Annotated in this window: 20 protein-coding genes; 16 read left to right on the forward strand and 4 right to left on the reverse strand. The window is 33.6% G+C overall.

Features of this window, described 5'->3' with window-relative positions; all coding sequences use genetic code 11:
- Nucleotides 1-23 precede the first annotated feature (23 nt).
- A complete protein-coding gene (locus tag ACT3CE_RS15950) occupies nucleotides 24-3,152 on the reverse strand; it encodes an efflux RND transporter permease subunit (protein ID WP_444710769.1) in 3,129 nt (1,042 codons plus the stop codon).
- Between the two features lie 56 nt (nucleotides 3,153-3,208).
- Entirely contained in the window at nucleotides 3,209-4,318 is a 1,110-nt protein-coding gene (locus tag ACT3CE_RS15955) for an efflux RND transporter periplasmic adaptor subunit (RefSeq protein ID WP_444710770.1), read from the reverse strand.
- Between the two features lie 557 nt (nucleotides 4,319-4,875).
- On the opposite strand from ACT3CE_RS15955, the gene ACT3CE_RS15960 reads away from it, so the two are divergent.
- From ACT3CE_RS15960 to ACT3CE_RS15995, 8 genes are all read left to right on the forward strand, one after another.
- Nucleotides 4,876-5,610 (forward strand): sensor histidine kinase, encoded by a 735-nt coding sequence (locus ACT3CE_RS15960; protein ID WP_444710771.1) that lies wholly within the window; start codon nucleotides 4,876-4,878, stop codon nucleotides 5,608-5,610.
- Entirely contained in the window at nucleotides 5,600-6,328 is a 729-nt protein-coding gene (locus ACT3CE_RS15965; protein ID WP_444710772.1) for a LytR/AlgR family response regulator transcription factor, read from the forward strand. The genes ACT3CE_RS15960 and ACT3CE_RS15965 overlap by 11 nt, the downstream gene beginning before the upstream one ends.
- 142 nt (nucleotides 6,329-6,470) lie before the next feature.
- Complete coding sequence (locus tag ACT3CE_RS15970) at nucleotides 6,471-6,989, forward strand: GbsR/MarR family transcriptional regulator (protein WP_444710773.1); 519 nt, start codon at nucleotides 6,471-6,473, stop codon at nucleotides 6,987-6,989.
- A gap of 71 nt (nucleotides 6,990-7,060) precedes the next feature.
- Entirely contained in the window at nucleotides 7,061-8,218 is a 1,158-nt protein-coding gene (locus tag ACT3CE_RS15975) for an efflux RND transporter periplasmic adaptor subunit (protein WP_444710774.1), read from the forward strand.
- A 33-nt stretch (nucleotides 8,219-8,251) separates the two neighbouring features.
- Complete coding sequence (locus ACT3CE_RS15980; RefSeq protein WP_444710775.1) at nucleotides 8,252-11,413, forward strand: efflux RND transporter permease subunit; 3,162 nt, start codon at nucleotides 8,252-8,254, stop codon at nucleotides 11,411-11,413.
- Nucleotides 11,414-11,423: 10 nt separating this feature from the next.
- Nucleotides 11,424-12,845: an efflux transporter outer membrane subunit gene (locus tag ACT3CE_RS15985; protein WP_444710776.1), complete on the forward strand. Its 1,422-nt coding sequence runs from the start codon at nucleotides 11,424-11,426 to the stop codon at nucleotides 12,843-12,845.
- 236 nt (nucleotides 12,846-13,081) lie between these two features.
- Nucleotides 13,082-13,453: a hypothetical protein gene (locus tag ACT3CE_RS15990; RefSeq protein WP_444710777.1), complete on the forward strand. Its 372-nt coding sequence runs from the start codon at nucleotides 13,082-13,084 to the stop codon at nucleotides 13,451-13,453.
- Nucleotides 13,454-13,698: 245 nt separating this feature from the next.
- A complete protein-coding gene (locus ACT3CE_RS15995) occupies nucleotides 13,699-14,403 on the forward strand; it encodes a peroxiredoxin (RefSeq protein ID WP_320119604.1) in 705 nt (234 codons plus the stop codon).
- A 157-nt stretch (nucleotides 14,404-14,560) separates the two neighbouring features.
- On the opposite strand, the gene ACT3CE_RS16000 is transcribed toward ACT3CE_RS15995, so the two are convergent.
- Nucleotides 14,561-15,286 (reverse strand): NUDIX hydrolase, encoded by a 726-nt coding sequence (locus ACT3CE_RS16000; RefSeq protein WP_444710778.1) that lies wholly within the window; start codon nucleotides 15,284-15,286, stop codon nucleotides 14,561-14,563.
- 346 nt (nucleotides 15,287-15,632) lie between these two features.
- On the opposite strand from ACT3CE_RS16000, the gene ACT3CE_RS16005 reads away from it, so the two are divergent.
- Genes ACT3CE_RS16005 through ACT3CE_RS16020 form a run of 4 tightly spaced genes read left to right on the forward strand, consistent with a single transcriptional unit; the run spans nucleotide 15,633 to nucleotide 20,641 of the window.
- Complete coding sequence (locus ACT3CE_RS16005; RefSeq protein ID WP_444710779.1) at nucleotides 15,633-16,466, forward strand: hypothetical protein; 834 nt, start codon at nucleotides 15,633-15,635, stop codon at nucleotides 16,464-16,466.
- Nucleotides 16,467-16,491: 25 nt separating this feature from the next.
- Nucleotides 16,492-18,204: a purine-cytosine permease family protein gene (locus ACT3CE_RS16010; RefSeq protein ID WP_444710780.1), complete on the forward strand. Its 1,713-nt coding sequence runs from the start codon at nucleotides 16,492-16,494 to the stop codon at nucleotides 18,202-18,204.
- Nucleotides 18,205-18,263: 59 nt separating this feature from the next.
- Entirely contained in the window at nucleotides 18,264-19,754 is a 1,491-nt protein-coding gene (locus tag ACT3CE_RS16015; RefSeq protein WP_444710781.1) for a mannitol dehydrogenase family protein, read from the forward strand.
- Between the two features lie 2 nt (nucleotides 19,755-19,756).
- On the forward strand, nucleotides 19,757-20,641 hold the full coding sequence (locus ACT3CE_RS16020) for a carbohydrate kinase family protein (RefSeq protein ID WP_444710782.1): 885 nt from the start codon (nucleotides 19,757-19,759) through the stop codon (nucleotides 20,639-20,641).
- A gap of 71 nt (nucleotides 20,642-20,712) precedes the next feature.
- Here ACT3CE_RS16020 and pepF read toward each other — a convergent pair whose 3' ends face one another.
- Nucleotides 20,713-22,596, reverse strand: a complete 1,884-nt coding sequence (gene pepF / locus ACT3CE_RS16025) for an oligoendopeptidase F (RefSeq protein ID WP_444710783.1) — start codon at nucleotides 22,594-22,596, stop codon at nucleotides 20,713-20,715.
- A gap of 343 nt (nucleotides 22,597-22,939) precedes the next feature.
- On the opposite strand from pepF, the gene ACT3CE_RS16030 reads away from it, so the two are divergent.
- The 4 genes from ACT3CE_RS16030 to ACT3CE_RS16045 all read left to right on the forward strand — a co-directional run bounded on the left by ACT3CE_RS16030 (nucleotide 22,940) and on the right by ACT3CE_RS16045 (nucleotide 25,201).
- Nucleotides 22,940-23,200: a cysteine-rich small domain-containing protein gene (locus ACT3CE_RS16030; protein WP_444710784.1), complete on the forward strand. Its 261-nt coding sequence runs from the start codon at nucleotides 22,940-22,942 to the stop codon at nucleotides 23,198-23,200.
- A gap of 250 nt (nucleotides 23,201-23,450) precedes the next feature.
- Nucleotides 23,451-24,278 carry a class I SAM-dependent methyltransferase gene (locus ACT3CE_RS16035; RefSeq protein ID WP_444710785.1) on the forward strand — a complete coding sequence of 276 codons (828 nt, stop codon included), beginning with the start codon at nucleotides 23,451-23,453 and terminating at the stop codon, nucleotides 24,276-24,278.
- Nucleotides 24,279-24,304: 26 nt separating this feature from the next.
- Nucleotides 24,305-24,706: an ACT domain-containing protein gene (locus ACT3CE_RS16040; protein WP_444710786.1), complete on the forward strand. Its 402-nt coding sequence runs from the start codon at nucleotides 24,305-24,307 to the stop codon at nucleotides 24,704-24,706.
- A gap of 3 nt (nucleotides 24,707-24,709) precedes the next feature.
- Nucleotides 24,710-25,201, forward strand: a complete 492-nt coding sequence (locus ACT3CE_RS16045; RefSeq protein WP_444710787.1) for an HD domain-containing protein — start codon at nucleotides 24,710-24,712, stop codon at nucleotides 25,199-25,201.
- The last annotated feature ends 44 nt before the right edge of the window (nucleotides 25,202-25,245 follow it).

A 25,245-nucleotide genomic window follows, 5' to 3' on the forward strand; every position in this document is an offset into this window, starting at 1 on the left:
TACCTCTAAATTTCTAATCAACATTATTGATTAAGTTCCTGAACAGCTGTCTCTACACTCTCTCTTGAAGGCATTACACCAGTAGTTAGCCATTTAACTTTACATTTTAAAGAATTGACTCCTACCAGTAATACAGGCAACAACAAAAGGTTTAAGAAGGTGGCCGTAGCCAAGCCATAAGCCATAGCAATTGCCATAGGAATTACCATTTTTGCTTCTGGTTCATTCGAAATAATTAGTGGAGCAATACCTACAATAGTTGTTAAAGATGTTAACACAATGGGTCTGAATCTTGATACACTTGCATCGTAAATGGCAGTCATAAAGTCTTTTCCGATTTTCAACTGCTCATTAAAAGTACTGATAAGTACGATTGAATCATTCACCATAACTCCCATTAATGCAACCATTCCCAAATAAGACGGCATATCAAGAGCAGATGCATGAAGCCAGTGTCCCCATCCTACGCCAATAAATCCTAGAGGTACAAGGGCAAAAATTAACAGCGTTTGAGAAAAGGAGCGGAATGTAAAGATTACAATGGCAAATAATAGAACCAAAATAATCGGAGCAATCAAAATACCCGAATCTTTAGCTTTTTGCAAGTTTTCTGCATGTCCACCATATCGGAATCTCAGTCCTGGGTATTTTGCTTTTAAATCAGGTAAAATATGATCTTCAATTTCATTGTTTATTTCCGTCATATTAACACTTTCATTTGCAGCATCAGCTTCAACCGTTATTTCTCTTTGTCCTTCCAGGTGATTGATCTGAACTAAATTTCGTTCATAAATTATCTCAGCAACGTCTTTTAAATAGTACTCTCCTCCATCAGAAGTTCTGATTCTCATATTTTCAAGATTTCCTACCGACGAACGTTCATCTTTTGGGTAACGTACCCAAACTTTTATCACATCAATTCCACGTTGTAAACGCTGAACTTCTTTTCCGTAAAAACCTGATCTTACTTGACTGGAAAGACTGCTTTGTGTTAAGCCCAACTTATAAGCACTCTTTTTTAATTTCAGTTTTACTTCACGCATTCCAAGCTCATCGTTATCCAAAACATTCATCAATCCCTCCATTTTAGAAAGTTTGGCTTTGAATTCATTTTTAGCTTGATATAAATCTTCCAAGTTACTACTCTGTAAAGAAACAGATACTGCTTTTCCAAAATGACTTTCCTGAGTATAACTAAGAAGTTGAGCTTGAGGGATTTCTCCAACCTTATCTTTCAGTAAACTACTAAATTCAGTTGATAAAAAACTTCTATCCTGTGTGCCTAATAAATAAACTCTAAGTTTCCCAACATTTGAAGCAGTAATATTAAGTCCCGTTCCTTTAATAACAGGTTCTCCTGTATAACTCTTATCTTGCCACTCTTTTCCCACTTCAATTGCTGCATCTTCAATTCGTAGCATGTAACTAAGAGTTTCGCTTTCAGGCGTTCCTGCAGGCATTTCCAGCTCTACATCTATATAGTCCTTATTATCAACCGAACTGTCTCCGGTTCTGATAATTCCTCCTCTTAATCCACCAATAGTCATGGCAAATAAACCGATAGCAAAACCTACTGTTACCAATTTGTTATTCAAACAAAAACGTATTAAAGGTTCATAAGTCCATCTTCTTAAGTAGGTAACAGCCTTTAATGATATTCTCTCAATTTTCGATTCTTTTTTATCCGCCCGAAGTGCTTTCGAATGCACCACATGCGCAGGTAAAATCAGGAATGCCTCAATTAAAGAAAATGCCAGAGCAAAAATTACTACAAAAGCCAGCTCTAAAAAGAACTCTCCCATAACACCATCAATAAAGAAAAAGGCAGAAAAAGCCACAATGGTAGTAAGTACAGCCGAAAATACGGCAGGCATTACCTCTAAGGTTCCATCAATACCGGCTTGCAGCGCCGATTTCCCCCTTTCGTAGTGCTGAAATATATTTTCACAAATAACAATTCCATCATCCACCAAAATTCCAATAACAATAATCATCCCGAATAAAGAAATTCGGTTTAAAGTAAGTCCGTACATTCCTGCAATCATAAACATCCCCATAAACGAAATTGGAATACCTATAGCAACCCAAAAAGAAAGGCGATGATTTAAGAAGAGAGACAGAAACAGTAAAACAAGTATAAAACCTACAATGCCATTATCGGCTAAGATTTTCTGCATCACTTTAATTGATGAAGAGTTATCCTGAAGCACAGATAACTGCACCGTTTCATGTTGCTTATTATATGTTACGATATACTTTTTTATTGCTTCGGATATGTATAAAATATCCTCACGAGAAGTTTGTGTAATAGAAATTTTTACTGCCGGATTTTTATCAATATAAATACGGTTTGGCGTTTCGTTCCACTTGTCAGTTACAACAGCTAAATCGCCTAACAAAATAGTACCACCATTCTCTTGCGATCGAACAACAATATCTTTAAAACCTTCGGCATAATATTGCTTTTCGCGTACACGAATTCTCAACTCTTCGTCTTCACCACGAATGGTTCCTCCTGTTTGCTCTATATTTGCTGCAGCTACTGCGCTATAAATCTCATCTATAGTGATGTTGTATGCTTTTAACGCATCCTCGTTAACACTAACTTCAATTTCTTCGTCGGGGAAACCATACAAATCTACCTGCGAAATCCCATCAATTGCTCTTAAATCGTTCTCTATTGCGCGAGCATAAGTCTTCAAATCTTTTAAATTGATATTGCCACTTAAAGCCATTGAAATAGCAAGAATGGTAAATTCTTTTTTCGATACGCTGATATTCTCTACAGCTGCCGGAAATGAACTAATTCCATCAACCGCATTTTTCACATCCTGCAATGCAACATTAGGATCGTATCCAGATTCCAATTCTACAGAAATAGAACATGCACTCTCAGTAGATGATGAAGTAACCTTCTCGACTCCACTAATTCCCTTTAAATTATCTTCAATTTTTAAGGCAACCCCTTTTTCCACTTCTTCGGGCGAAGCACCAGGATAACTTGCAGTTACACTAAGCATTCCCGGGTCAATTTGCGGCATCACCGAGGAGTTTAGTGAATACAATCCAAAAATTCCAAGTAAAACAAATACTCCTGCCAGCAGATTTCCTGCGAAAGGATATTTTAAAAAGTAATTTATTAATGATTTCATACTATATTTTTCTAATGATCGTCAGGTATATCTGAACTTCTCTAAATTCAAAAAATTTATTGTTCGCGTGCACTTACAGATATTCCTTTGTGAATTCCTGAAGTTTTCAACACAAGTTGAACTCCATCTTGCAAGCCTTCAATAACAACTGCATCTTCTTTCTTTTGAACAATAGAAACTTTTTGCTGATTAATGATTCCTTTACTAACTGTAAAAACATACTCCGAATCCACCAAAAGTTTACGAGGAATTTCGATACCAAATACGTCTCTTTTTAATTGAATATCAGCATTTAAAAACATTCCTTCTTTCAAGTCACTACCCAAAATAGCAATATAAACATTCACCATTTGTGTTTCAGTATCAACCTTTTTACTAATACGGCGAACCGACCCAGACCAATTTCCATTTGTGTTGTTTGAGTAAACATTTACTTTATTACCCACTTTAATTCCGGCAAGATTATTTAAGTCGATACCCACAACCAAATCGTAAGCATCTGTATTAACAAATTCTCCAAGTTTTTGTCCACTCATAACCAAAGTTCCCGGCTTAATATTCGACTCGATAATTTCTCCTGTAAAAGGAGCAGAAATCGTATATTTATCCAACTGTTCTTCTAAACTTTTAATGTTATAATAAGTTGTATAGATATTCTTACCTGCCAAATAATATTTCTCTTTATCGTTTTTTGCATCAGGAATTGGGGCTAACTTCTTTTCCACATCGAACTCCTGCAGGTATTTTTCCCAAGCCGAATAACTTTCAGGATAATCGAATTTTAAATCTGGTAACACAGAAGCAATCTCAGTCATAAAACTACTTCGCGTAGAATAAACTTCAGCTTTGTAAGTATCATCCTGAATTGATATTAGATTCTCTCCTTTTGAAAAACGAACGCCTTCCAAAAATTGTTTCTTCGAAGATTTAAGAATACCTGAAACCTCGGCATATACTTCCACTTTATCTCTAGCTTCTAAATTACCTACAACAGAAAGCTCTAAATCAATTTTACTATTTTTTATACTTTGTACCGGAACAATTATTTCTTTTGCAACAACCTCTCTCTCTTTAGGAGCTTTTTTCATACCTGCAAATACAAAGGCAAGAACCATTGTTACAATTATTACACCTATTCCTAAAAGGATACTTTTTCTTTTTAACATGACAATACTGTTTTAGAATCTTTTGCAATAATATGCTTAGGAGCTTTAAAAAATAAATTATATCGACTAACAGCCCTAATTTAACTGCAACAAAAGAAAAACTGCAGATCATTTGGTTTACCCGTAAAATAACTTGTGTTCACAAGCAGAATTTATGAGTTTATCGATAATTAGTTGATCTATTAAGATAATTTTGTTCTTTAGCTGTATCAAACTAAATAAGAATGAATTTAAAAGACAGATTATATCATATTTTCACAATACGATGGGTTCAACACCTTTCTTTCTGGTTAGTTTTTTTGTTGCTAGAACTAGGTCGATTTAATGAACTAAAGCCTGAACAAATCCCAAGAGAAATACTATTCGAAGGTATTAGAAATACATTTACAGCATTTCTAGTTTATTTTAATTTAAGGGTTTTAATTCCACATTTTTGGAATACTGGCAAGTATGGAAAATATCTATTTGCCTTTATTCTAAGCGAAATTTTTACAATCACAACTCTAAGTTTCATATTTTATTATTTTCCAGATTTGGAGTTCAAAATGTTTATCCGGATGAGTACCACAAAAATCATCATGATGAATACTTTTAAAACAAATTTATTTGTTTTATCAAGCACATTGTTTCATTTTGTAAAGGAATGGATTAAGTTAAAAGATGAAAATTTGCGATTTACAGAAAATACCCAAAAACAATTGGCAGCTGAATTGAGTTTGTTAAAAGCTCAGGTGAATCCTCATTTTTTATTCAATACACTAAATAATATTTATTCAATGAGTTTGTACGATTCAAACAAAACTCCCGAAATGATATTAAAACTTAGTCAGTTACTTAGTTATATGCTTTATGAATGTAAAGATGAAAAGGTAAACCTGGAAAAAGAAACTCAATTTATAAAAAATTACATAGAACTTGAAGCATTAAGAGTTGAAGATACGGCTAATATAAAACTAAATATTTCTGGTGAAAATCAGCTCTATAAAATTCCACCATTACTTTTTATTCCTTTGATAGAAAATGCATTTAAACATGGAATTTCAAATGAATTAGAAAAATCTGAAATTAATATCGACTTACAATTTAGTAAGAATAAAATATTGCTGGAAATTACCAATCCCTTAGATTATTATGAAACAACAAATAAAAAACATAGCGGATTAGGAATTGAAAATGTAAGAAAACGACTAAATTTACTCTATCCGAATAAACACAGCTTTGAAGTGTTACAAGAGAATCAAACCTATAAAACTATTGTTAGTATAATTTTAAATAACAACAATGAAAATTAATTGCATAATTGTAGACGATGAAATTCATGCCCGTAAAATATTGGAAAAATACATTACAGATATTCCTCATGTAAAACTGATTAAATCATGTAAAAATGCATTAGAGGCAATGGAAATTTTACGCACCCAAACAATTGATGCAATGTTTCTAGATATTAACATGCCTAAACTTACGGGTCTGAACTTTTTAGAAAGTTTAAAAAACCCTCCAATAGTTGTAATCACAACTGCTTACAGAGAATATGCTGTTGATGCTTACGAATTAGATGTTATTGATTATCTACACAAGCCAATTCCATTTCCACGTTTTATAAAAGCAATATCAAAAATTGAAGAAAAACTTCAAATAAGAAATAACCATCCCCTTGTTACACAAGAAAAAACAGAGTATACTGCTCAAAATTTCATTTTTATAAAAGCCGATAAAAAAACTATAAAATTAAATTTTGAGGATATTAAATACATTGAAGGACTTGGCGATTACATAAAGATTCATACAAAATCGAAAATTATTATAAGTAAGCTCACAATAAAAAAAATGGTAGACTTACTTCCGGAAAATAGATTCCCCAGAGTACATAAATCTTTTATTATTTCACTTGATTTAATTGACTCCATAGAAGGGAATCAAATACAAATTCAAGAACAAAAAATTCCTATTGGCCAAATTTACAGACAATCGTTTATAGATTTAATTAATACTTTTCTTAAAAAATAGTACTTCACTCCTATTCATTATACTCGTTTTTCTTGTTTTTTATTTTTCTAACGATTGCACAAATAAATTTTATTTTTTTTAACATTTTTTAGTTCGGAACTAACCGAACTAAGTATATCTTTGCGCAGTAAGTTTAAGAAATATGAAAAATAAACAAGAATTAGAGATTAAAAAAAAATTATTAGTAGAAAGATATGGCCTTTTTATGGAGAAACAAGATAAGTTAGCTCCCATAGCTGCCCGTATTTTTGCAACACTACTAATTAATAAGGAAAATGGAACTACTTTCGACGAATTGGTTACTTTTCTTGATGCTAGTAAAAGTACGGTATCCACTAATTTAAAAACGCTACATAAAATAGAATATATAGATTTTTTCACAAAACCGGGGGATCGGAAAAAATACTTTATTTTAAATCCAGACGGATTTCTTGCAAGAATTGATGAAGAACTAAAAATGTTCAAATTAGAACATCAGTTAGCTACAGAAATAAGCGAATTTAAAATTCAGGCAAATAAAATTCTTGAAAACCCTAATGAAAAGTATTCTATTTATGATAAAACACCATACTTAAACTACTTGTCAAGCACAATAAATATCCTTAAACAACTTCGAAATGGTATTGAATCTCAATGCCAAATGTTCCAAAAAAGGAAATAAAATATTTTAAGAAAACATATACCTACACAATAATAGTTCGACTTTATTCGAACTAAAAGAAAAGAAAAATCATGAATAGAAATTATTTATTTACAGGATTAACTATAGCCTTATTAGCATTATCATCGTGCAATGAGCCTCAAAAGCAACAGGCAAGAGGTCCAATGCCTTTCCCTATTGAATCTGCAAAAAAAGATAATATTACTGTTTACAACGAGTATGCAGCAAATATTGAAGGAGAACAGAATATTGAAATTCGCCCTAAAGTTGATGGATTTATTGATAAAATATACATCGCCGAAGGTGAAGAAGTAAAAAAAGGACAAATTCTTTTTAAATTAAGTGCCGAAACTTTAAATCAACAAGTAAATGCAGCAAAAGCAAATATCGAAGTTGCAAAAGCACAAGTTGTTTCTGCTCAGGTTGAAGTTGATAAAATTAGTCCGCTGGTAAAACAAAATATCATTAGTAAATCACAGTTAGCAACTGCCAAGAGTAATTTAAATGCTGCTAATGCACAATTAAATGCTGCTAAAGCTGATTATATGAATGCACAAGAAAATCTGGACTATACAATCATTAAGAGTCCGGTTAATGGTATTATTGGAAGTATTCCTTACAAAATTGGTAGCTTAGTTGGCCGCTCCGAAACACAGGCGTTAACAACTGTATCAAACATTAGTAATGTTTATGCATATTTTACCATGAACGAAAAGCAGCTACTGCAATTCAACCGTCAATTAGATGGCAAAAGTGTTAAGGAAAAAATTAAATCCTTGCCCGAAGTTGAATTGATACTTGCCGACGGATCAATCTACGAACAAAAAGGTAGAATTGAAACCATTAACGGCATGGTAAATCCAAGAACTGGTAGTATTGTCTACAAAGCTATTTTTCCTAACTCAGCTAATTTACTTAGGAGCGGTATTAGTGGTAAAGTAAAAATACCTTCTCTGGAAAATAATGTAATTCTACTTCCACAAAAAGCAACCTATGAGTTACAAGGAAAGAAGTTTGTTTACCTTGTAAATAAAGATAATAAAGTTGAATCGAAAGAGGTTAAAGTATCTTTAGCTGTTGGACAAAATTTCATAGTACAAGGTGGAATTAACGAAGGTCAGTCTTATGTAACTGATGGCTTAATTAAACTACGTCATGGAATGCAAATTCAGCCAGTTTCAGAAAAGCATCATACTCCTGATGCCAATGCTGCAATGTCTAACAAGTAAATTCCACACACAAAAATTTAAATTACATTTAAAATGTTAAGAAAATTTATTGAACGGCCGGTATTATCGACCGTAATATCCATACTTATCCTAATTTTAGGGATTTTAGGACTTAGTTCTTTACCTCGTGAGCAGTTTCCTGAAATTGCTCCCCCTACAGTTCGAATCTCAGCAAGTTACTCGGGAGCAAATGCCGAAACTGTGCTTAAAAGTGTTGTTGTCCCCATAGAGGAAGCCGTAAATGGTGTTGAAAACATGACCTACATGACTTCTACCTCAAGTAACGATGGATCGGCAACTATTAATGTTTACTTTGAACTGGGTACAAATCCTGATATTGCAGCTGTAAACGTTCAAAATCGTGTAGCAACGGTAAACAGTAAGCTTCCACAAACAGTAACACAATCGGGTGTTACCACACAAAAAGTTCAAAACAGTGTATTATTATTCTTCTCTTTATTTACTAAAAATGAAGATTACGATGCAACATTTATAGAAAACTACGCTCGTATCAACCTAATTCCTATGATTAAACGTATCAATGGGGTTGGTGATGCAACAGTATTTGGCTCTAAAGACTATTCAATGCGCATTTGGCTGAAACCAGAGAAAATGGCTGCCTTTGGTCTAATTCCACAAGATATTGTAGCAGCATTAAACGAACAAAATTTAGAAGCCTCTCCTGGTAAATTTGGAGAAAACTCCAATCAGTCTTTCGAATACGTTATTCGTTACAAGGGAAAATTATCAAATGTGAGCGAATATGAAAATATTATTTTACGCTCTGAAGGTAATAGTGACTTTCTTCGCCTAAAAGATGTTGCAAAAATAGAACTTGGAGCTTTTAGTTATGCAACCAAAAATATCACCAATGGATATCCTTCTGCTGCAATGGCCGTGTATCAAACTTCGGGTTCTAATGCACAGGAAATTATTCAGGAAATTGAACGTACACTTAAAAAAGCAAAGAAAGATTTTCCGGAAGGAATTGATTATGTAATTCCTTACAATACGAACGACTTCCTTGAAGCATCCATAAGTAAAGTAATTACTACTTTAATAGAAGCATTTTTACTAGTATTCCTTGTAGTATTTATTTTTCTTCAGGATTTCAGATCAACATTAATACCAGCCATAGCAGTACCTGTAGCAATTGTTGGAACCTTCTTTTTCTTGAATCTATTTGGATTTTCGATTAATATGCTTACCCTTTTTGCCTTAGTACTGGCCATTGGTATTGTTGTTGATGATGCCATTGTGGTTGTAGAAGCAGTGCATGCTAAACTCGATCATGGAGCAAAAAGTGCTAAAAAAGCTACCATATCCGCCATGAGCGAGATTACCGGTGCAATTATATCTATAACCTTAGTAATGTCAGCAGTTTTTATTCCGGTATCCTTTTTAAAAGGCCCAACTGGAGCATTCTATCAGCAGTTTGCAATTACCCTTGCTGTTGCCATTGTAATATCAGCAATTAATGCCTTAACATTAAGTCCGGCTTTATGTGCTTTATTATTAAAACCTCACAACCCTAGCGAAGAGCACAAAAAAGGTTTGGCAAACAGATTTTATACAGCCTTTAACACAGGTTTCGATGCCATTAACGAACGCTATAGTAATTCTGTTAGCTTCTTAACTCGTAAAAAATGGATAAGCGGTGCTATTTTAATTGTTTTTCTTGCTTTAACAGGATGGTTCTTTAGCACAACACCGACAGGTTTTATTCCTAACGAAGATCAAGGAATGATATTCTGTGACATCACTCTTCCTCCAGGAAGTACACTAGACAGAACTCACGAAGTAGCCGATAAAGTAGGCGCCATTGTTGATGAGATTGATGTACTACAAGAAAAAATGTTTGTAATTGGTTTTAGCATGTTAAGTGGTACCAGAGGAGGATCTAAAGCCTTTGCCGTAATCAAACTAAAAAATTGGAAAGAAAGAAAAGAAGACCATCAAAAAGTAAAGGCCATAATTGGACAACTATTTGCAAAAACAGCTGCAATTAGCGATGCCAAGATTTTATTCTTTGCCCCTCCTACTGTTCGTGGTTTTGGTAATTCCGATGGTTTTGAAATGCAACTACAAGACAAATCGAACGGCGAGTTTAGCGATTTAATGGCAAAAAGTGGTCAATTCCTGGGTGCTTTAAATCAACGTCCCGAAATTAAGTATGCCATCACCTCTTTCAATACAGGATTTCCTCAGTACGAAATGGAAGTAAATGTTGAAAAAGTAAAAGAAGCAGGCATATCGGTAAATAATTTATTTGCAACCCTACAGGGATATTATGGAAGTTGGTATGCAGCCGATTTTAATCGATTTGGAAAACAATACCGCGTTATGATTCAGGCCTCGCCCGAAGATCGTGAAACCATTGAATCGATGAACCATATTTATATTAAAAATGTACAAAACGAATTGGTGGCTGTTAGTCAGTTTGTTAACATGAAAAAAGTAAATGGTCCCGATGTTGTAAACCGATTTAACCTTTTTAATTCTGCAACAATTAACGGCAACGTAAATCCTGGCTACAGCACTGGAGATGCCATTAAAGCAATCGAAGAAGTAGCTGCACAGGTTTTACCATCGAACTATGGATATGAATTCTCAGGAATGACCCGAGAAGAACAAAAAGCAGGAAATCAGGCTATTTTAGTATTTGCCTTAAGCTTGATATTTGTATACTTCTTGCTAGCTGCTCAATACGAATCTTATATCTTGCCATTTGCAATTCTACTGTCTCTTCCTATCGGGATTTTTGGAGCCATCTTCTTTGTTAAGATAATAGGTTTGGAGAACAACATTTATTTCCAGGTTGCCCTAATTATGCTAATTGGTTTGCTAGCGAAGAATGCTATTTTAATTGTAGAGTTTGCCCTTCAGCGACGCCATCAGGGAATGGAGTTATTGCAAGCTGCTGTAGAAGGAGCTAAAGCTCGTTTACGTCCTATTTTAATGACTTCATTTGCTTTTATTCTTGGATTGGTTCCTTTAATGATTGCAAATGGTGCCGGAGCAGTTGGAAACAGATCGATAGGTACTGGTGCAGTTGGGGGAATGCTAATTGGTACTGTATTTGGAGTATTTGTAATACCAGCCTTCTTTGTAGTCTTCCAGCTTATACAAGAAAAAATTAGCGGAGCTCCAAAACCCGAAGAAACTGATGAAAATGAAATGGCAATTACAGAATAATCAATAAAAAATGAGGACTAAACAAATTATAATAGGATCGGTATTTACGGTACTTGCTTTAACAAGCTTACAATCTTGTTTTGTGGCAAAAAAATACCAGACTCCTGAAATCGAAATAGAGGATCAATACAGAAATATCTCAACCAACGATTCTACTACATTGGCAAATATGCCATGGAAAGAATTGTTTACCGATCCTAAATTAAATTCACTGATCGATGAAGCATTAAATTCCAATTTGGATTTATTAATGGCTGTAGAACGAGTAAATGCTGCCGAAGCATACTTTAAACAAGGAAAAATGGGCTACTTACCTACCCTTAATTTGGGTGGAAATGGCGGAAATTACGAGCTTTCTGATAATAGTTATTCAGGAGTTTCGGCTGGCAACGATGGCCCTAGTTACGAAAACTATCAGTTAAGCGGAACAATTTCGTGGGAAGCTGATATCTGGGGAAAAATCAGAAGTAATAAAAGAGCTTATCAGGCAAGCTATTTAAAAAGCGAAGCATCCAGAAGAGCTGTAGAAAGTGCTCTGGTTGCAAATATGGCATCGGCTTACTATCAACTTCTGGCATTAGATGCTCAGGTAAATGTAGCTCGTAAGACGGTAACAACCCGAAAAGAAAGTCTGAAAACCATGAAAAGCTTAAAAGAAGCTGGACAAGTTACAGAAGCAGCGGTAAAGCAAACCGAAGCTCAGCTGTATAGCACCCAAATATTATTGCTTGATTTCAAGCAAAATGTATCCTTGCTTGAAAATACCATATCACTTTTACTAGGTAGAAACGCAGGCACTATCAATCGTGGAACTCTTTCGGAACAAAAAATTAGCACGGAACTAAACACCGGGTTTCCTGCTCAATTGTTAAGAAACCGTCCTGATGTTATGGTGGCTGAATATGGTTTAATGAATGCCTTTGAGTTGGCAAATGTGGCTCGCAGTAATTTCTACCCCAGCATTAGCCTTAGCGCCAGCGCTGGTTTTGAAAGTATCGATTTTGAAGATTGGTTTAGCTCTACTTCTATTTTTAGCAATTTAATTGGTAATCTTACACAGCCCGTATTTAATTCGAGAAAAATACGTTCGCAATACGAAGCTGCCAAAGCAGGTCAGGTCGAAGCCAAATATAATTTCAAAAAAACTTTATTAACAGCCAGCAAAGAGGTTTCCGATGCATTGTATAAGTACAATACCGAAAAAGAAAAATATCAAGTTCGATTACAAGAATTAGAAGCCTTACAGCAAGCCGTGGTATACTCCGAACAATTACTAAATAGTGGTTATAAGAACACAACTTACCTGGAAGTATTAACAGCACGCAGCAATGCGCTTAATTCGGAAATTAATACAATTGATAATAAATTTCAGCAACTAAATTCTTTAGTAGATTTATACTTATCCTTAGGCGGTGGCTGGAATAAAAATTAGCCTAAAACTTTATACTTAGAAATACCCAACTATAAGTAGATTATACTTTTCAAAGTAAAACTTAGTAATATAGTTCGGTCAAATCTTTTTTAGCATATCAATAAAAGCATCAACTTTTTAATAGGTTGATGCTATTTTATTTTATACTGATTATAAAATCTATATTTTTTAATACTACTGTCATTAAAAAAATAATTACCTTAACTTTAAATACGATTATAAAATTCTCCTCAACGATGCACACAAATAAAGTAGAATATACAATTGAAGATTTATTTCTATACAGAAAATTTTATGGTGATATTAGAATAGAAGATTTAAGAAAATCATTAGACCATATAATAAAAAACGAAATGATACATAAATCACATAAAGGTCTTATTTCTGATTTTAGTGATGTGAATTTTCTATTTAGTCCAAAAGACTTATTATCTATAAAATCATTATTTACAAAAAATCACCAAATACTCAGTAAACTTAGACTGGCTCAAATTGTTACAAGTCCTCAAATCGTTCTTCCGGTTCTTTTTGCCGATGCAAATCCCGATGTTGTTTCAAAATCATTCAGCACTTTTGAAGCTGCCCGCAACTGGGTTATCGCTGAATAAATACCCTCATAAGCATTTTATTGTAATCTAACTCCTCTGTTTCTGCTGCATCCGATTATTGACAATAATTAGTCAAAAAACACCAATAATAGCATCTCACTTTTCTCCTTAACTATTTTACAGATAGATATTATCTATTCCTGCATTTATTATTTGAATTGAGAATATTCTCTTTTTGTTCGCAAAATAAATATCTTTACCAAAGAAATTAGATTCAATTAGTCAAACAATAAAAAAAAACAACAATGGGATGTGACACAGGTTTAAAACCTAGAAAAAAAATTCAATCAGAACAAACAGAAAATTCAAATCAACAATTAAAAGAAGAAAAAACTATGAGCTCAACAATGGTAAGACAAGAAATGCCTAATTTTACAATGGATGCTTACGATGCAGCAACCGGACATTTTAAAACAGTATCAAGTGATGATTATAAAGGAAAATGGGCTGTTGTATGCTTCTATCCTGCCGATTTCACTTTTGTTTGTCCTACCGAAATTGCAGCTATGAATGCCAAGTATGATGAATTTCAGGCTTTAAATACTGAAATTTTAGCCGTATCGGTAGATACTAAATTTTCGCACAAAAGATTTGTTGAAACAGAACCAATTCTTAAAGGATTAAAACTAACTATGGGTGCCGATGGAAATCAGGAAGTAAGTCGTGCCTTTGGTGTACTTGTTGAAGAAGAAGGTGTAGCTCTTCGCGGTAGATTTTTATTCAATCCTGATGGTGTTTGCGTTGCTCAGGAAGTACAAGCTGACTCGGTTGGTAGAAACGTTAATGAATTTTTACGTCAGGTACAAGCTTGGCAGCATGCAACAAAAACAGGCGAAGTTTGTCCTGCAGGTTGGAGACCAGGTAAAAAAACATTACCCGTTAATACCGATGTAGAAAAAATGACCGGACGTGTTGGAGACTACATTACTATTGAAGAGATTTTAGACTAAATTTATTTCACATATAATTATAAAGGCAGCTAAGAAGCTGCCTTTATTTTTTTATATCTATGCACTGATTAAAATTAAACAATATTTTTGTAAATCAACACATTAACAAAAAAAGTAAAATACATGATTCAATAAAAATATCACTTTTACAATAAAGCTAAATATTAATAATATGATTTTTATTACTTATTTTCCCGTAAATATCTTTGCTAAATATGTATAAGTTTGCAGGCTTTTTTGAATTCCCAATCCGCTTTTCATCCAAGCGTACAATATAGGTTTTACCAATAGCCTTTTTTCTAAAATTACGGTTGTCTATCTCAATATCAAGTACTGCTTCATAAGCAAGCTGTAATTCGTTTAATGTAAATTTATCAGGAAGGAACTCAAAAATAATAGGTTCGCTCATTACTTTTTGCTTTAAATCTTCAATAGCACGAGAAATAATTTCCTTATGATCGAAACCTAATTGTGGTAACTTTTTAACAGGAAACCAGCTTGTATTATCATCTTTTAATTCGATTAACTGGGCTGGCAATAAAAAATAATATGCTACCGACATTGTTCTTGGATTAACGCCCAAACTTTTAACCCACAACAAGTCTTTTTCATTTTTTATCCGTTCCGGATTCCCAAAAGTTCTAAATTGCTTTTTATAAACTTTTTCTAAACCAGTTAAACCTTTAAAAATACGAACTGCAGATTCATCTAAACGCTCACTCTTAAAAACATGATCGCCAGTTAAAACCCAATCATCAATAATCGGATATTTCTCGTCGTACATTTGCAATTTACGCTTCGAAAGAAGAATGTTAATGCAAGAGGTATCGAACCCCAAAACCACACAATCAACAGAAATATTAGGTATTTTTCTAAAATCCATACTAAAATTAAACGTTATTTATACGCTTTGTTTTTAAAAAACTCTTCCAAACAAATATAGTAATCTAATTTTTCATATCCCAATTTTTACAGATAAACAGCACAACACACAAAACGTACAAAAAACGTATTATAAAATACCATCACTTAAAAAAGGTTATGAATTATTAAGAATTACCGAATTAAAATCTATTTCAACACCATCACAACAACCTATATTTAAGTTGTATATATTATAAATTGTAATTTATTTTTGTATTTCCAAAAAATAATTTCATATATTTGCAACAATAAACGTACTTATTACGTTTTAACAAGTACAACAAATAACCAAATCAAAAACCTGGATGAAAACACAAAATGAAACAATCGAAAATCTGACAATAATTTGTCGGAGATTTAAAATCCATTTTATACGTTTAAAAATCAACAAAACTTTTTTTGTTTTAGTTTTACTTGTTCTTGCATTAGGCTCAACAACAACAAAAGCTCAATCTCTGGATTCTATTGCAGTTAATTTTAATATTAGCCTAAACCTTAAAAACATGCACCTTTGGCACGGATCAATAGTTACATCAGGAGCAATGATGGCTACCAGCTTAGAATATCAATCTACAAAGCAAAAATTTGTACTTGGATTATGGGGAGGATCAAGTTTCGATGGTGATTACAAAGAATTTTCCTATTATTCAAAATACAATTTTACTGATAATTTCTACACCGAATTAGTAAGTCATAATAATTACAGCGACAAAGAAAATCCAGATATATTTAGCTACAACAAACACACATCTCCTAACTTTTTGGACATTGCGTTAGGGTATACAATCTCAGATAATTTTCCTTTAAAAATATATTGGGCTACCATATTATTTGGAGGGGCAGGCGATTACGAAAACGATGTCGACGGATCTGAAAACAATTCCTATTCTAATTATGTAGAGCTTAGCTATCGTCTTTTTCAGAACAAAAACAGCAAAATAAATATTTTTGCCGGAGGTGCTTTTTCCTTTACTACCGACAAAACTTTTTACAGCGAAAAAGCAAACCTAATTAATTTAGGAATGAGCCTTGAGCATAAAATTAAAATACTTTCGAAAACCTTTCCGGTAACCGGGACAGCATTCTGGAATCCAGAAACAAAAGTCGGAGCTTTACAAATTGATATATCACTTTTTTAATTAAAAATTCCTCAATTTTATAGATATGAAAAATGAATCAACACGAAATTTCGCCCATCTGGATGAAGAACAATTGCCAATAGCACAGAATAAACTTCATGGCGGAAAACATTTTGCTGGTCTTTACGCCGGAGAACATGTAGCAGCTACAGAATTTGTAATCGGTGCTACTTTTGTTTCTCTTGGTGCCAGCACTCGAGATATATTATTCGGATTATTAATTGGAAACATCCTGGCAGTATTAAGCTGGACATTCTTAACCTCTCCCATTGCTGTTCAAACAAGACTTAGCTTATATACTTACCTGAATAAAATTGCTGGCGATTCAATGACCAAGCTATACAACTGGGCCAATGCAATTATTTTTACTGTCATTTCAGCAGCCATGATTACCGTATCATCTTCTGCTGTGCGTTTTCTTTTCGACATACCAGCACAATTAAACTGGTATTCAACAAATATATCGTTTTTACTTATTGTTGTTGCCGTTGGAATTGTTGTTGTATTTGTAGCTATTTATGGCTTTAATACGGTTGCCGATTTTTCAAGTATTTGCGCTCCTTGGCTATTTACATTGTTTGTTGCAGGTGCATTCGCACTCTTACCTGCACTAGCTCACTCTGTTATTGGATCAACATCAATTACAAACTGGAATGAGTTTTTACAGATTGGAGATCAGTCGATATGGAAAGGAGTAACAGATACTGGAGAGTCAGGCATTGGATTACTCGAAGTAATTGGTTTTGCCTGGGCTGCCAATACAATTACTCACGTTGGACTTATAGATATGGCTATTCTTAGATATGCAAAAAAATCAAGCTATGGAGTTTATTCAAGTTTTGGAATGCTATTTGGTCACTATATTGCATGGATCGCAGCAGGAATAATGGGTGCAGGAGCAGGTGTTTTATTAAACAAACCTGTAATATCTTTAGATCCTGGTGATGTAGCCTACTACGCATTAGGAGCTTCGGGATTCGTTATTGTTATTGTTGCTGGCTGGACAACTGCCAACGCAAATTTATATCGTGCTGGTTTAGCTGCCCAGGCAATCTTTAAAAACCATTCACGAAAACGAACAACTTTAATTGTAGGTATCTTTACTGTAGTTATTGCATGCTTCCCTTTTGTTTTCTCTAAAATGCTACCTATGCTTACCTATGCAGGATTACTTGTTGTACCTGTAGGAGCCATTGTTTTTGCGGAACACTTTATTTTTCCAAAAATCGGATTAACCAGATACTGGGCATACTACCAGAACATGATAACCAGTAAGCCAGCAATTATTGCCTGGATAGCAGGACTTACAGTAGGTTTTGGCTTAAATGCTCTGGATATTATATCATTCTATTACCTGTTTATTCCGACCTGGTTCTTTACACTTATCCTATACACTTTTATGGCAAGTAAAAGTGGAGCCCGAGAAGAGTACACTCAGGAAATTAAGGAAGAAAAACAATTACAAGAGGACATCAGAATTTTTCAGGAAGAAAAAGCCAAAACAGAAAAAGTTCAATACAAAGACGAATCTATATTTTCAAAAATACTCAACACTTTATCTGTAATATGCCTTATAATTATTACGGCCTTAGCAATTAACACCATGTTTGCCAGCCCCAATTTGGAAATTTACAATGTAAATAAAGCACTTTTCCATAAATACGCATTCATTTGCACCATTGGCTATTTTGCTTTTGCCTACTGGAGTCTTCGCAGAAAAAAAGCATTAATTAAATAAACCTGAACATTTAAATTCAGCACAAAAAATTTAGGATTGTGCCATTAAAAAATATAAACATGAAAACATCAGTTGCTTTAAATCAAGAGAATCTAAATATCATGCCCCCTAACGTAAAAACACCATCATACGACAGGGATAAAGTAAAAACAAGCATCGTACACATCGGAGTTGGAAATTTTCACCGATCACACGAGGCTTATTATACCAACGAATTAATGGAACGTTATGGTATACTAGATTATGGAATTTGCGGAATTGGACTTCTTGATTACGACCGTAAAATTTATAATATATTAAAAGATCAGGATGGACTTTACACTCTTATTACCAAAGAACTTGACGGATCGCTTAGTGCTAATATTATTGGATCGATTGTAGAGTACATTTTTGCTCCTGAGAATCAAATTGCCGTAATCGAAAAAATGACAAATCCCGATATCAAAATAATTTCTCTAACCATTACCGAAGGAGGTTACAATTTGAACGAAGCCACAGGCGAATTCGATTTCAGCAATCCGGTAATTATCGAGGATATGAAAAATCCAATGTCCCCTAAAACTGTATTTGGATATCTGGCTCAAGCCATGAAATTAAGAATGCAGCGCGGTATTGGCGGATGCACCATTCAATCGTGCGACAACATTCAAGGGAATGGAAATGTTGCTAAGAAATCTCTATTAAACTACGTCGAAAAAGCAGAACCTGAATTAATTTCATGGATTGAAGAAAATGTATCATTCCCTAATGCTATGGTAGACAGAATTACACCAGTAACTGTTGCCAGCGATATAGAAAAACTACAAGAAGAATTTCTAATCGACGATCAATGGCCAGTAGTATGCGAGCCTTTTATTCAGTGGGTAATTGAAGATAAATTTGCCAACGGAAGACCCGAATGGGAAAAAGTTGGTGCTCAGTTTACTGATAATGTTGTACCATTTGAAAACATGAAGTTACGTCTATTAAATGCCGGTCATACTGTTTTAGGTATGCTTGGTGCTCTTCATGGCTACAAAACAATTGATGAAGCTGCTCGCGACCAGGATTTTAGTACCTTCCTAAGAGCATTTATGGACCAAGAAGCTACACCTACACTTGGAAACCTAGGCGATATTAATCTGGAACAGTATAAAATGAGTTTAATTGAACGTTTCCAGAACATTTACATTAAAGACCTTGTGGCAAGAATTTGCCTTGAAAGCTCGGCAAAAATCCCAATTTTCCTGCTAACAACTGTTAAAGCACAACTGCAAGCAGATAAACACATCGAAAGAGCTGCATTTATTGTTGCTGCCTGGTGTAAATACAACGATGGAGTTGACGAAAACAACAACACTTACCCTATTGAGGATGCAATGAGTAACGAACTCATCCGCATGGCTGCATTATCGCATCAAACACCTATTCGTTTTCTTGAGATAGAGCCAATTTTTGGTGATTTGGTTAACAACAAAACTTTCGTTGATGCTTTCTTATCGTCTCTTGAAATGCTACGAAGTAAGAAAGTAAAAGACTGTGTAAAAGAAATGAACGAAAAATTAGCTTAGATATGAAACAGATAATATGCTTTGGTGAAGTATTATGGGACATACTACCAACAGGTAAAAAACTTGGTGGAGCTCCATTAAACGTAGCACTCCGAGCACAATGGTTCGGAAATAAAGCAAGCGTAATTAGTAGTATTGGCAAAGATAATATAGGCAAAGAACTTATCGGAGAAATGGAATCACATTCTGCCAATCTGGATCATATTCAGGTAAGTAAAAATTTTGAAACTAGTCAGGTATTGGTTCATCTTGACAGGAATGGTTCTGCCACTTACGAAATAAAAATGCCATGTGCCTGGGATGATATTGTATTATCAAAAAATGATTTAGATGCAGTAAAAAAATCCGATGCGTTTATTTACGGTAGCTTAGTTGCACGCAGCAATACTTCTCGACAAACACTTTTCGAGCTGCTTAACAATTCAAAGTTTAATGTTTTTGATGTGAATTTACGCCCTCCACATTACTCACAAAAAATTATTGAAAGCCTAATGCAACTGGCAGATTTTATAAAATTTAACGACGATGAAATTTTTGAAATTTGTGCAAACATGGGATGCAAGGATAAATCGCTAGAAGAGAGTATTCGGTTTATTTCCGAACGGACAAACACAAACCAAATTTGTATTACTCTAGGTGAAAATGGAGCTGCATTCTTTCACAGTAACAAGCTCTACTATAACAAAGGCTATAAAATTACAGTAGCAGATACCGTAGGAGCCGGCGATTCATTTCTTGCTTGTTTAATCAGTAAACTGGTAAACAATGCCAGTCCGCAGGAAGCAATCGATTTTGCCTGCGTAACGGGAGCCCTTGTTGCTTCAAAAGATGGTGCAAACCCTACTATTACAATTGAGGAAGTTGTAAACATGATGCAAACATCATAATTCTTTCATTAGGATATCAAAAACAAAGGCAGCCTAAACAGGCTGCCTTTATTTTATATTTAAATTTATATTTATTTCTCAATTTTCTCAAGCTCAACAGCCAGTTGATCCACCAACTGATCTAACTGATTGATGACGGCTAAAATTGGTTCTGGTTTAGACAAATCAACACCAGCTTTTTTCAATAGCTCCATTGGAAAATCATTACCTCCCGATTTTAACATTGTAAGATATCTTTCTAAAGCTTCTTTTTTCTCTTTCTTGCTACCTTCCGTTACATCTTTATACAATTTTGCCGACGAAGCAAAACAGGTTGCATATTGATATACATAGAAAGGCGAATTATAGAAGTGAGGAATACGAGTCCATGGATAGTTAGAATACTTTGTTTTCTCAGTTGCATTACCATAGTATTTGTCAGCAATATCACCCCAAATTTTAGTTAAAACTTCTGCATTTACTGGTCGTCCCTGCTCAGCCAATGAGTGTGCCTGATATTCGTAATCGGCAAACATAGTTTGAGCATAAAAAGTCCCGATAATAGCTTCGATAGACTGAGTTAACAAGGCAATACGTTCTTTAGGATCTTTTGTGTTATTCATCATGTAATCCAACAACAAACGCTCGTTAAAAGTAGAGGCTACTTCGGCAACAAAAATAGTATAAGCATGAGTTGCAAATGGCTGATTCTCGTTCGCTAAAGTTGTATGCATTGTGTGTCCCAGCTCATGAGCCAAGGTAAATACATAATCAAGCGTTCCATTATAATTTAAAAGCATATATGGATGTACTCCATAAACACCAGCAGAAAAAGCTCCACCTCTTTTACCAGGATTCTCATAAACATCTAACCATCCGCTTTCAGTAGCTTTCTTTAATTTAGCCTGATAATCTTTTCCTAGTGGAAGAACCGACTCTATTACCTCTTCAACAGCATCTTCGTAAGGATAGTTTTTAGTAAAATCAGTTAAACTAACAGACCCATCGAAACCATAATATTTATCAAGTCCCAACACTTTTTTACGAAGTTCGATATATTTTCGAACAGGAGCTGTATTCTCTTTAACAGTGTTAATTAAGTTCAAATATACATCCTTAGGAATATTATTTCCTTCCAGCTCTGCATCTAAACACGATTCATATTTTTTGGCACGAGCACCAGCCCAATCGGCCTGTACAATTCCATTATAAATGGCTGCGTAAGTATTTTTATTCTTATAATATACATCGTACATTGCTTCGTAAGCTTTTCTACGATCGTCCTGATTAGGATTATTTGTAACAATTTGAGAATATACGCCCGGAGTAACTTTTACTTTTTTGCCATCGGATAATACTATTTCCTCAAACTCCATATCGGCAGTTGATAACGCTTTAAAAACATTACCTGCTGTTCCGCTTACTTGTGAATAGTAAGAAAGCAATTTTTCCATTTCCTCTGATAATACATGTTTCTGAAGACGATACATGTCCATTAGATCGAATTTATGATCTTTTAAAGCTGGATTTGCAGCCACCCAATCTTTCATGGTTGCTTCGGGTATCTTAATCATTTCTGGAGATATCCATGCTGTTGTAACACCAAACTGTGCAAACATTAATTGTACCTTTTGTAATCTGGCCATCAAATCCATATTTTTCTGGTCGACCGTACTCTGAAAAGAAACAAACTGATAAACTTTGTAGGCTTTTTTCATTAAATCTTCCTGAATACTCAATAGTCCTGCAAGATTTTCTGAACTCTCTCCCAGCTTGCCTTTAAAAGTTTGAATTTTTTCCATATCCACCGATATGGCTTTAAAATCTGCTTCCCAAGCATCCCAACTTGTGTAGATATCGCTAAAGTTCCATTTGTATTTAGCAGGAATTTCATCTCTTGTTTTATAATTTTCCTGAGCTATAGCTTGTAAGCAGGAACATACAATAATAAGAGCTATTGCAAAAATTTTACTCATCTTTCTAATTTTAGTATTCATGTTGTTTAAAGTATTTATTAATTTACTTCTACAAATATATACGCATTACAAGTCAAATCGCACAAAATACAATCTATTCTAATAAAAATTAGATCAATTTTTAAAATTGCTCCTTATACATACCTATTCAACGGTTATACTCAAATCAATAACAATGGGGCTATCTCTATAAGATTAGTGTAAAAAACTGAAATTTAAAATTATAAAACAGGCAAGACTTAACTTCTGAAACAAAACATGCTAATAAACCTATAAAATAATAAACAAATTAGCCATCAAAAACTTAATATTGTAACAAAATCTACAATATTAAAATAAAATTATGTCTGAAAACTATAAATTTGTTCAAAATAGAAAATGTGAATACTTTCCATGTCATAAAGTAAAAAACGAAGATGAATTTAATTGTCTATTTTGCTTTTGCCCTTTATATATGCTTGGCGATAAATGTGGAGGAAATTTTACATACACCGAAAAAGGAATAAAAAACTGTAGCGAATGTACTCTTCCTCATTGCAAAGGTGCTTACGAACATGTAATGAGTAAAATGAAATTAGTTATGGAAATTAGCAGGGAAAAATAGATATTCAAAAACTAATAATATGGAAAAATCACCATCTTTTTCCAATCATTCTTAATTATCAGTATTTTTTTAAACCAAAACATCAAGCTAATCCCCTACTGTTAAAAGAAGTAGTTTGAAAAATAGAATCCAAAGAAAGCGTATAACTAATTTTTAGCCCTGTTAAAAAAGATATTAATTTTGGAAAACTACTTTAAACTGCTGCACCTAGTAATATTCATAACAATTATTCAGAAAAATATCAAAAGTTTTGAAACTAGAAATAGAACAGCATTACCATAAAGATAATTTGTACGAGAAAATTTTAAAAAAACTCTCAGAACAACAAAGCAATCTTAAAAATATTACAAGAAAAGACATTGCCAGCGTAGATGAATTTCACGTAAGAGGTGAAGAGGTAACAAGAGAACTAGCCAATACTGCAAATGTAAATTACTCTAAAGTTTTAGATATAGGATGTGGAATTGGAGGTCCCTGCAGACTATTAGCCGACGAATTTAATTGTTCAGTAACAGGTATCGATTTATCTGAAGAATATATAAAAACAGCAATATCTTTATCGAAACTTGTAGGCTTAAGCAATGCCACCAATTTTATAAAAGCAGACGCAAGCAACTTGCCATTCAACAATAATTATTTCGATGTAGTTTGGACTCAGCATTTACTTGTAAACATAAGCAACAGAGATAAGTTATTCCGCGAAATTGAAAGAGTACTTACTAATAATGGAACATTTGTTTATTATGATATATTTAAAAAAGGAAATAAAAAGATTCGCTATCCTATGCCATGGGCCAAAGAATCGAAAATAAGTTTTGTTGAATACACATCTGAAATGGACATTACTCTTAACCGATTAGGTTTTATGAAAATAGAAAGTACCGATCAAACACAAGTCGGAATTAAGTTCTTTGAAAAATTATTAAAAAGAATAGCTAAACATGGAATCCCCGAAATGGGTTTAAGTATTCTTATGGGCGACTATTTTTTCGAAAAAATCAGTAATTTTTTAGATGCACTAAAAAAAGAAAGTATAATTCTTGAAAGTGGTGTTTATAAAAAACAAATTATTCAGTAGAATTTTACTTAATAAAAGCATGGATTATGAAAGGCGAAAAAGATCTATCAATATTAATAAAAGAAATGACTCCCATATTAAATCAGGGAGAGTATGTTTTTTCAACAGTAAAGGATATAAATAAAATTGACAGAAAAGATACAATATGCGAATTTAAAGAGAAAGAAGGAACAACAATAGTACTAGAAAAAAACACAGCCGATAAATTGAATCTTAAATATGAATATATTGCATCCTGGATTAGCTTGATGATACATTCATCTCTAGAATCTGTGGGTTTAACCGCTTTATTTTCGGCCGAATTAGCAAAAAATAATATCAGCTGTAATGTTATTGCCGGATATTATCATGATCATATTTTTGTTGACAAAACTAATTCAGAAAAAGCAATAAGCGTACTAACAAAATTATCTAAAAACTACAAATGAATTATGATTGAGGAAACAATACTAAAAATGATTCAATATTATGGTAATGATACAAAACGCATCAACCATTCGTTAAAGGTATTTGCTTATGCTAGTAGTATTTCCAATGCCGAAAACTTACCTGAACCTCTTTTACAAACCATAAAACTTGCAGCTATTTTTCATGATATTGGGATTCCTGAAGCAGAAAAAAAATACAATTCCAGCGCAGGACATTTACAGGAAAAAGAAGGTCCTTCTGTTGCCCGAAAACTGCTTGCAGACACAAAAATTCCCAATAATATATTAGAACGTGTCTATTTTCTAATTGGAAATCATCACTCCTATCAAAAAATTGATGGTATTGATTTCCAAATTCTGGTAGAAGCTGACTTTTTAGTCAATATTAATGAAGACGAACTATCGAAAAAAGCAATTATGGCCTCAAAGCAAAATATATTTAAAACCGCTACCGGCATAAAAATGCTTAAAACTATGTATTTGTCTGAATCATAAACCTTGCTTATCAATAAATATTCACTCTATAACAAAGATTTAAA

It is taken from the genome of Marinifilum sp. RC60d5 (genome assembly GCF_052400665.1).
Lineage (GTDB): Bacteria > Bacteroidota > Bacteroidia > Bacteroidales > Marinifilaceae > JBQTGK01.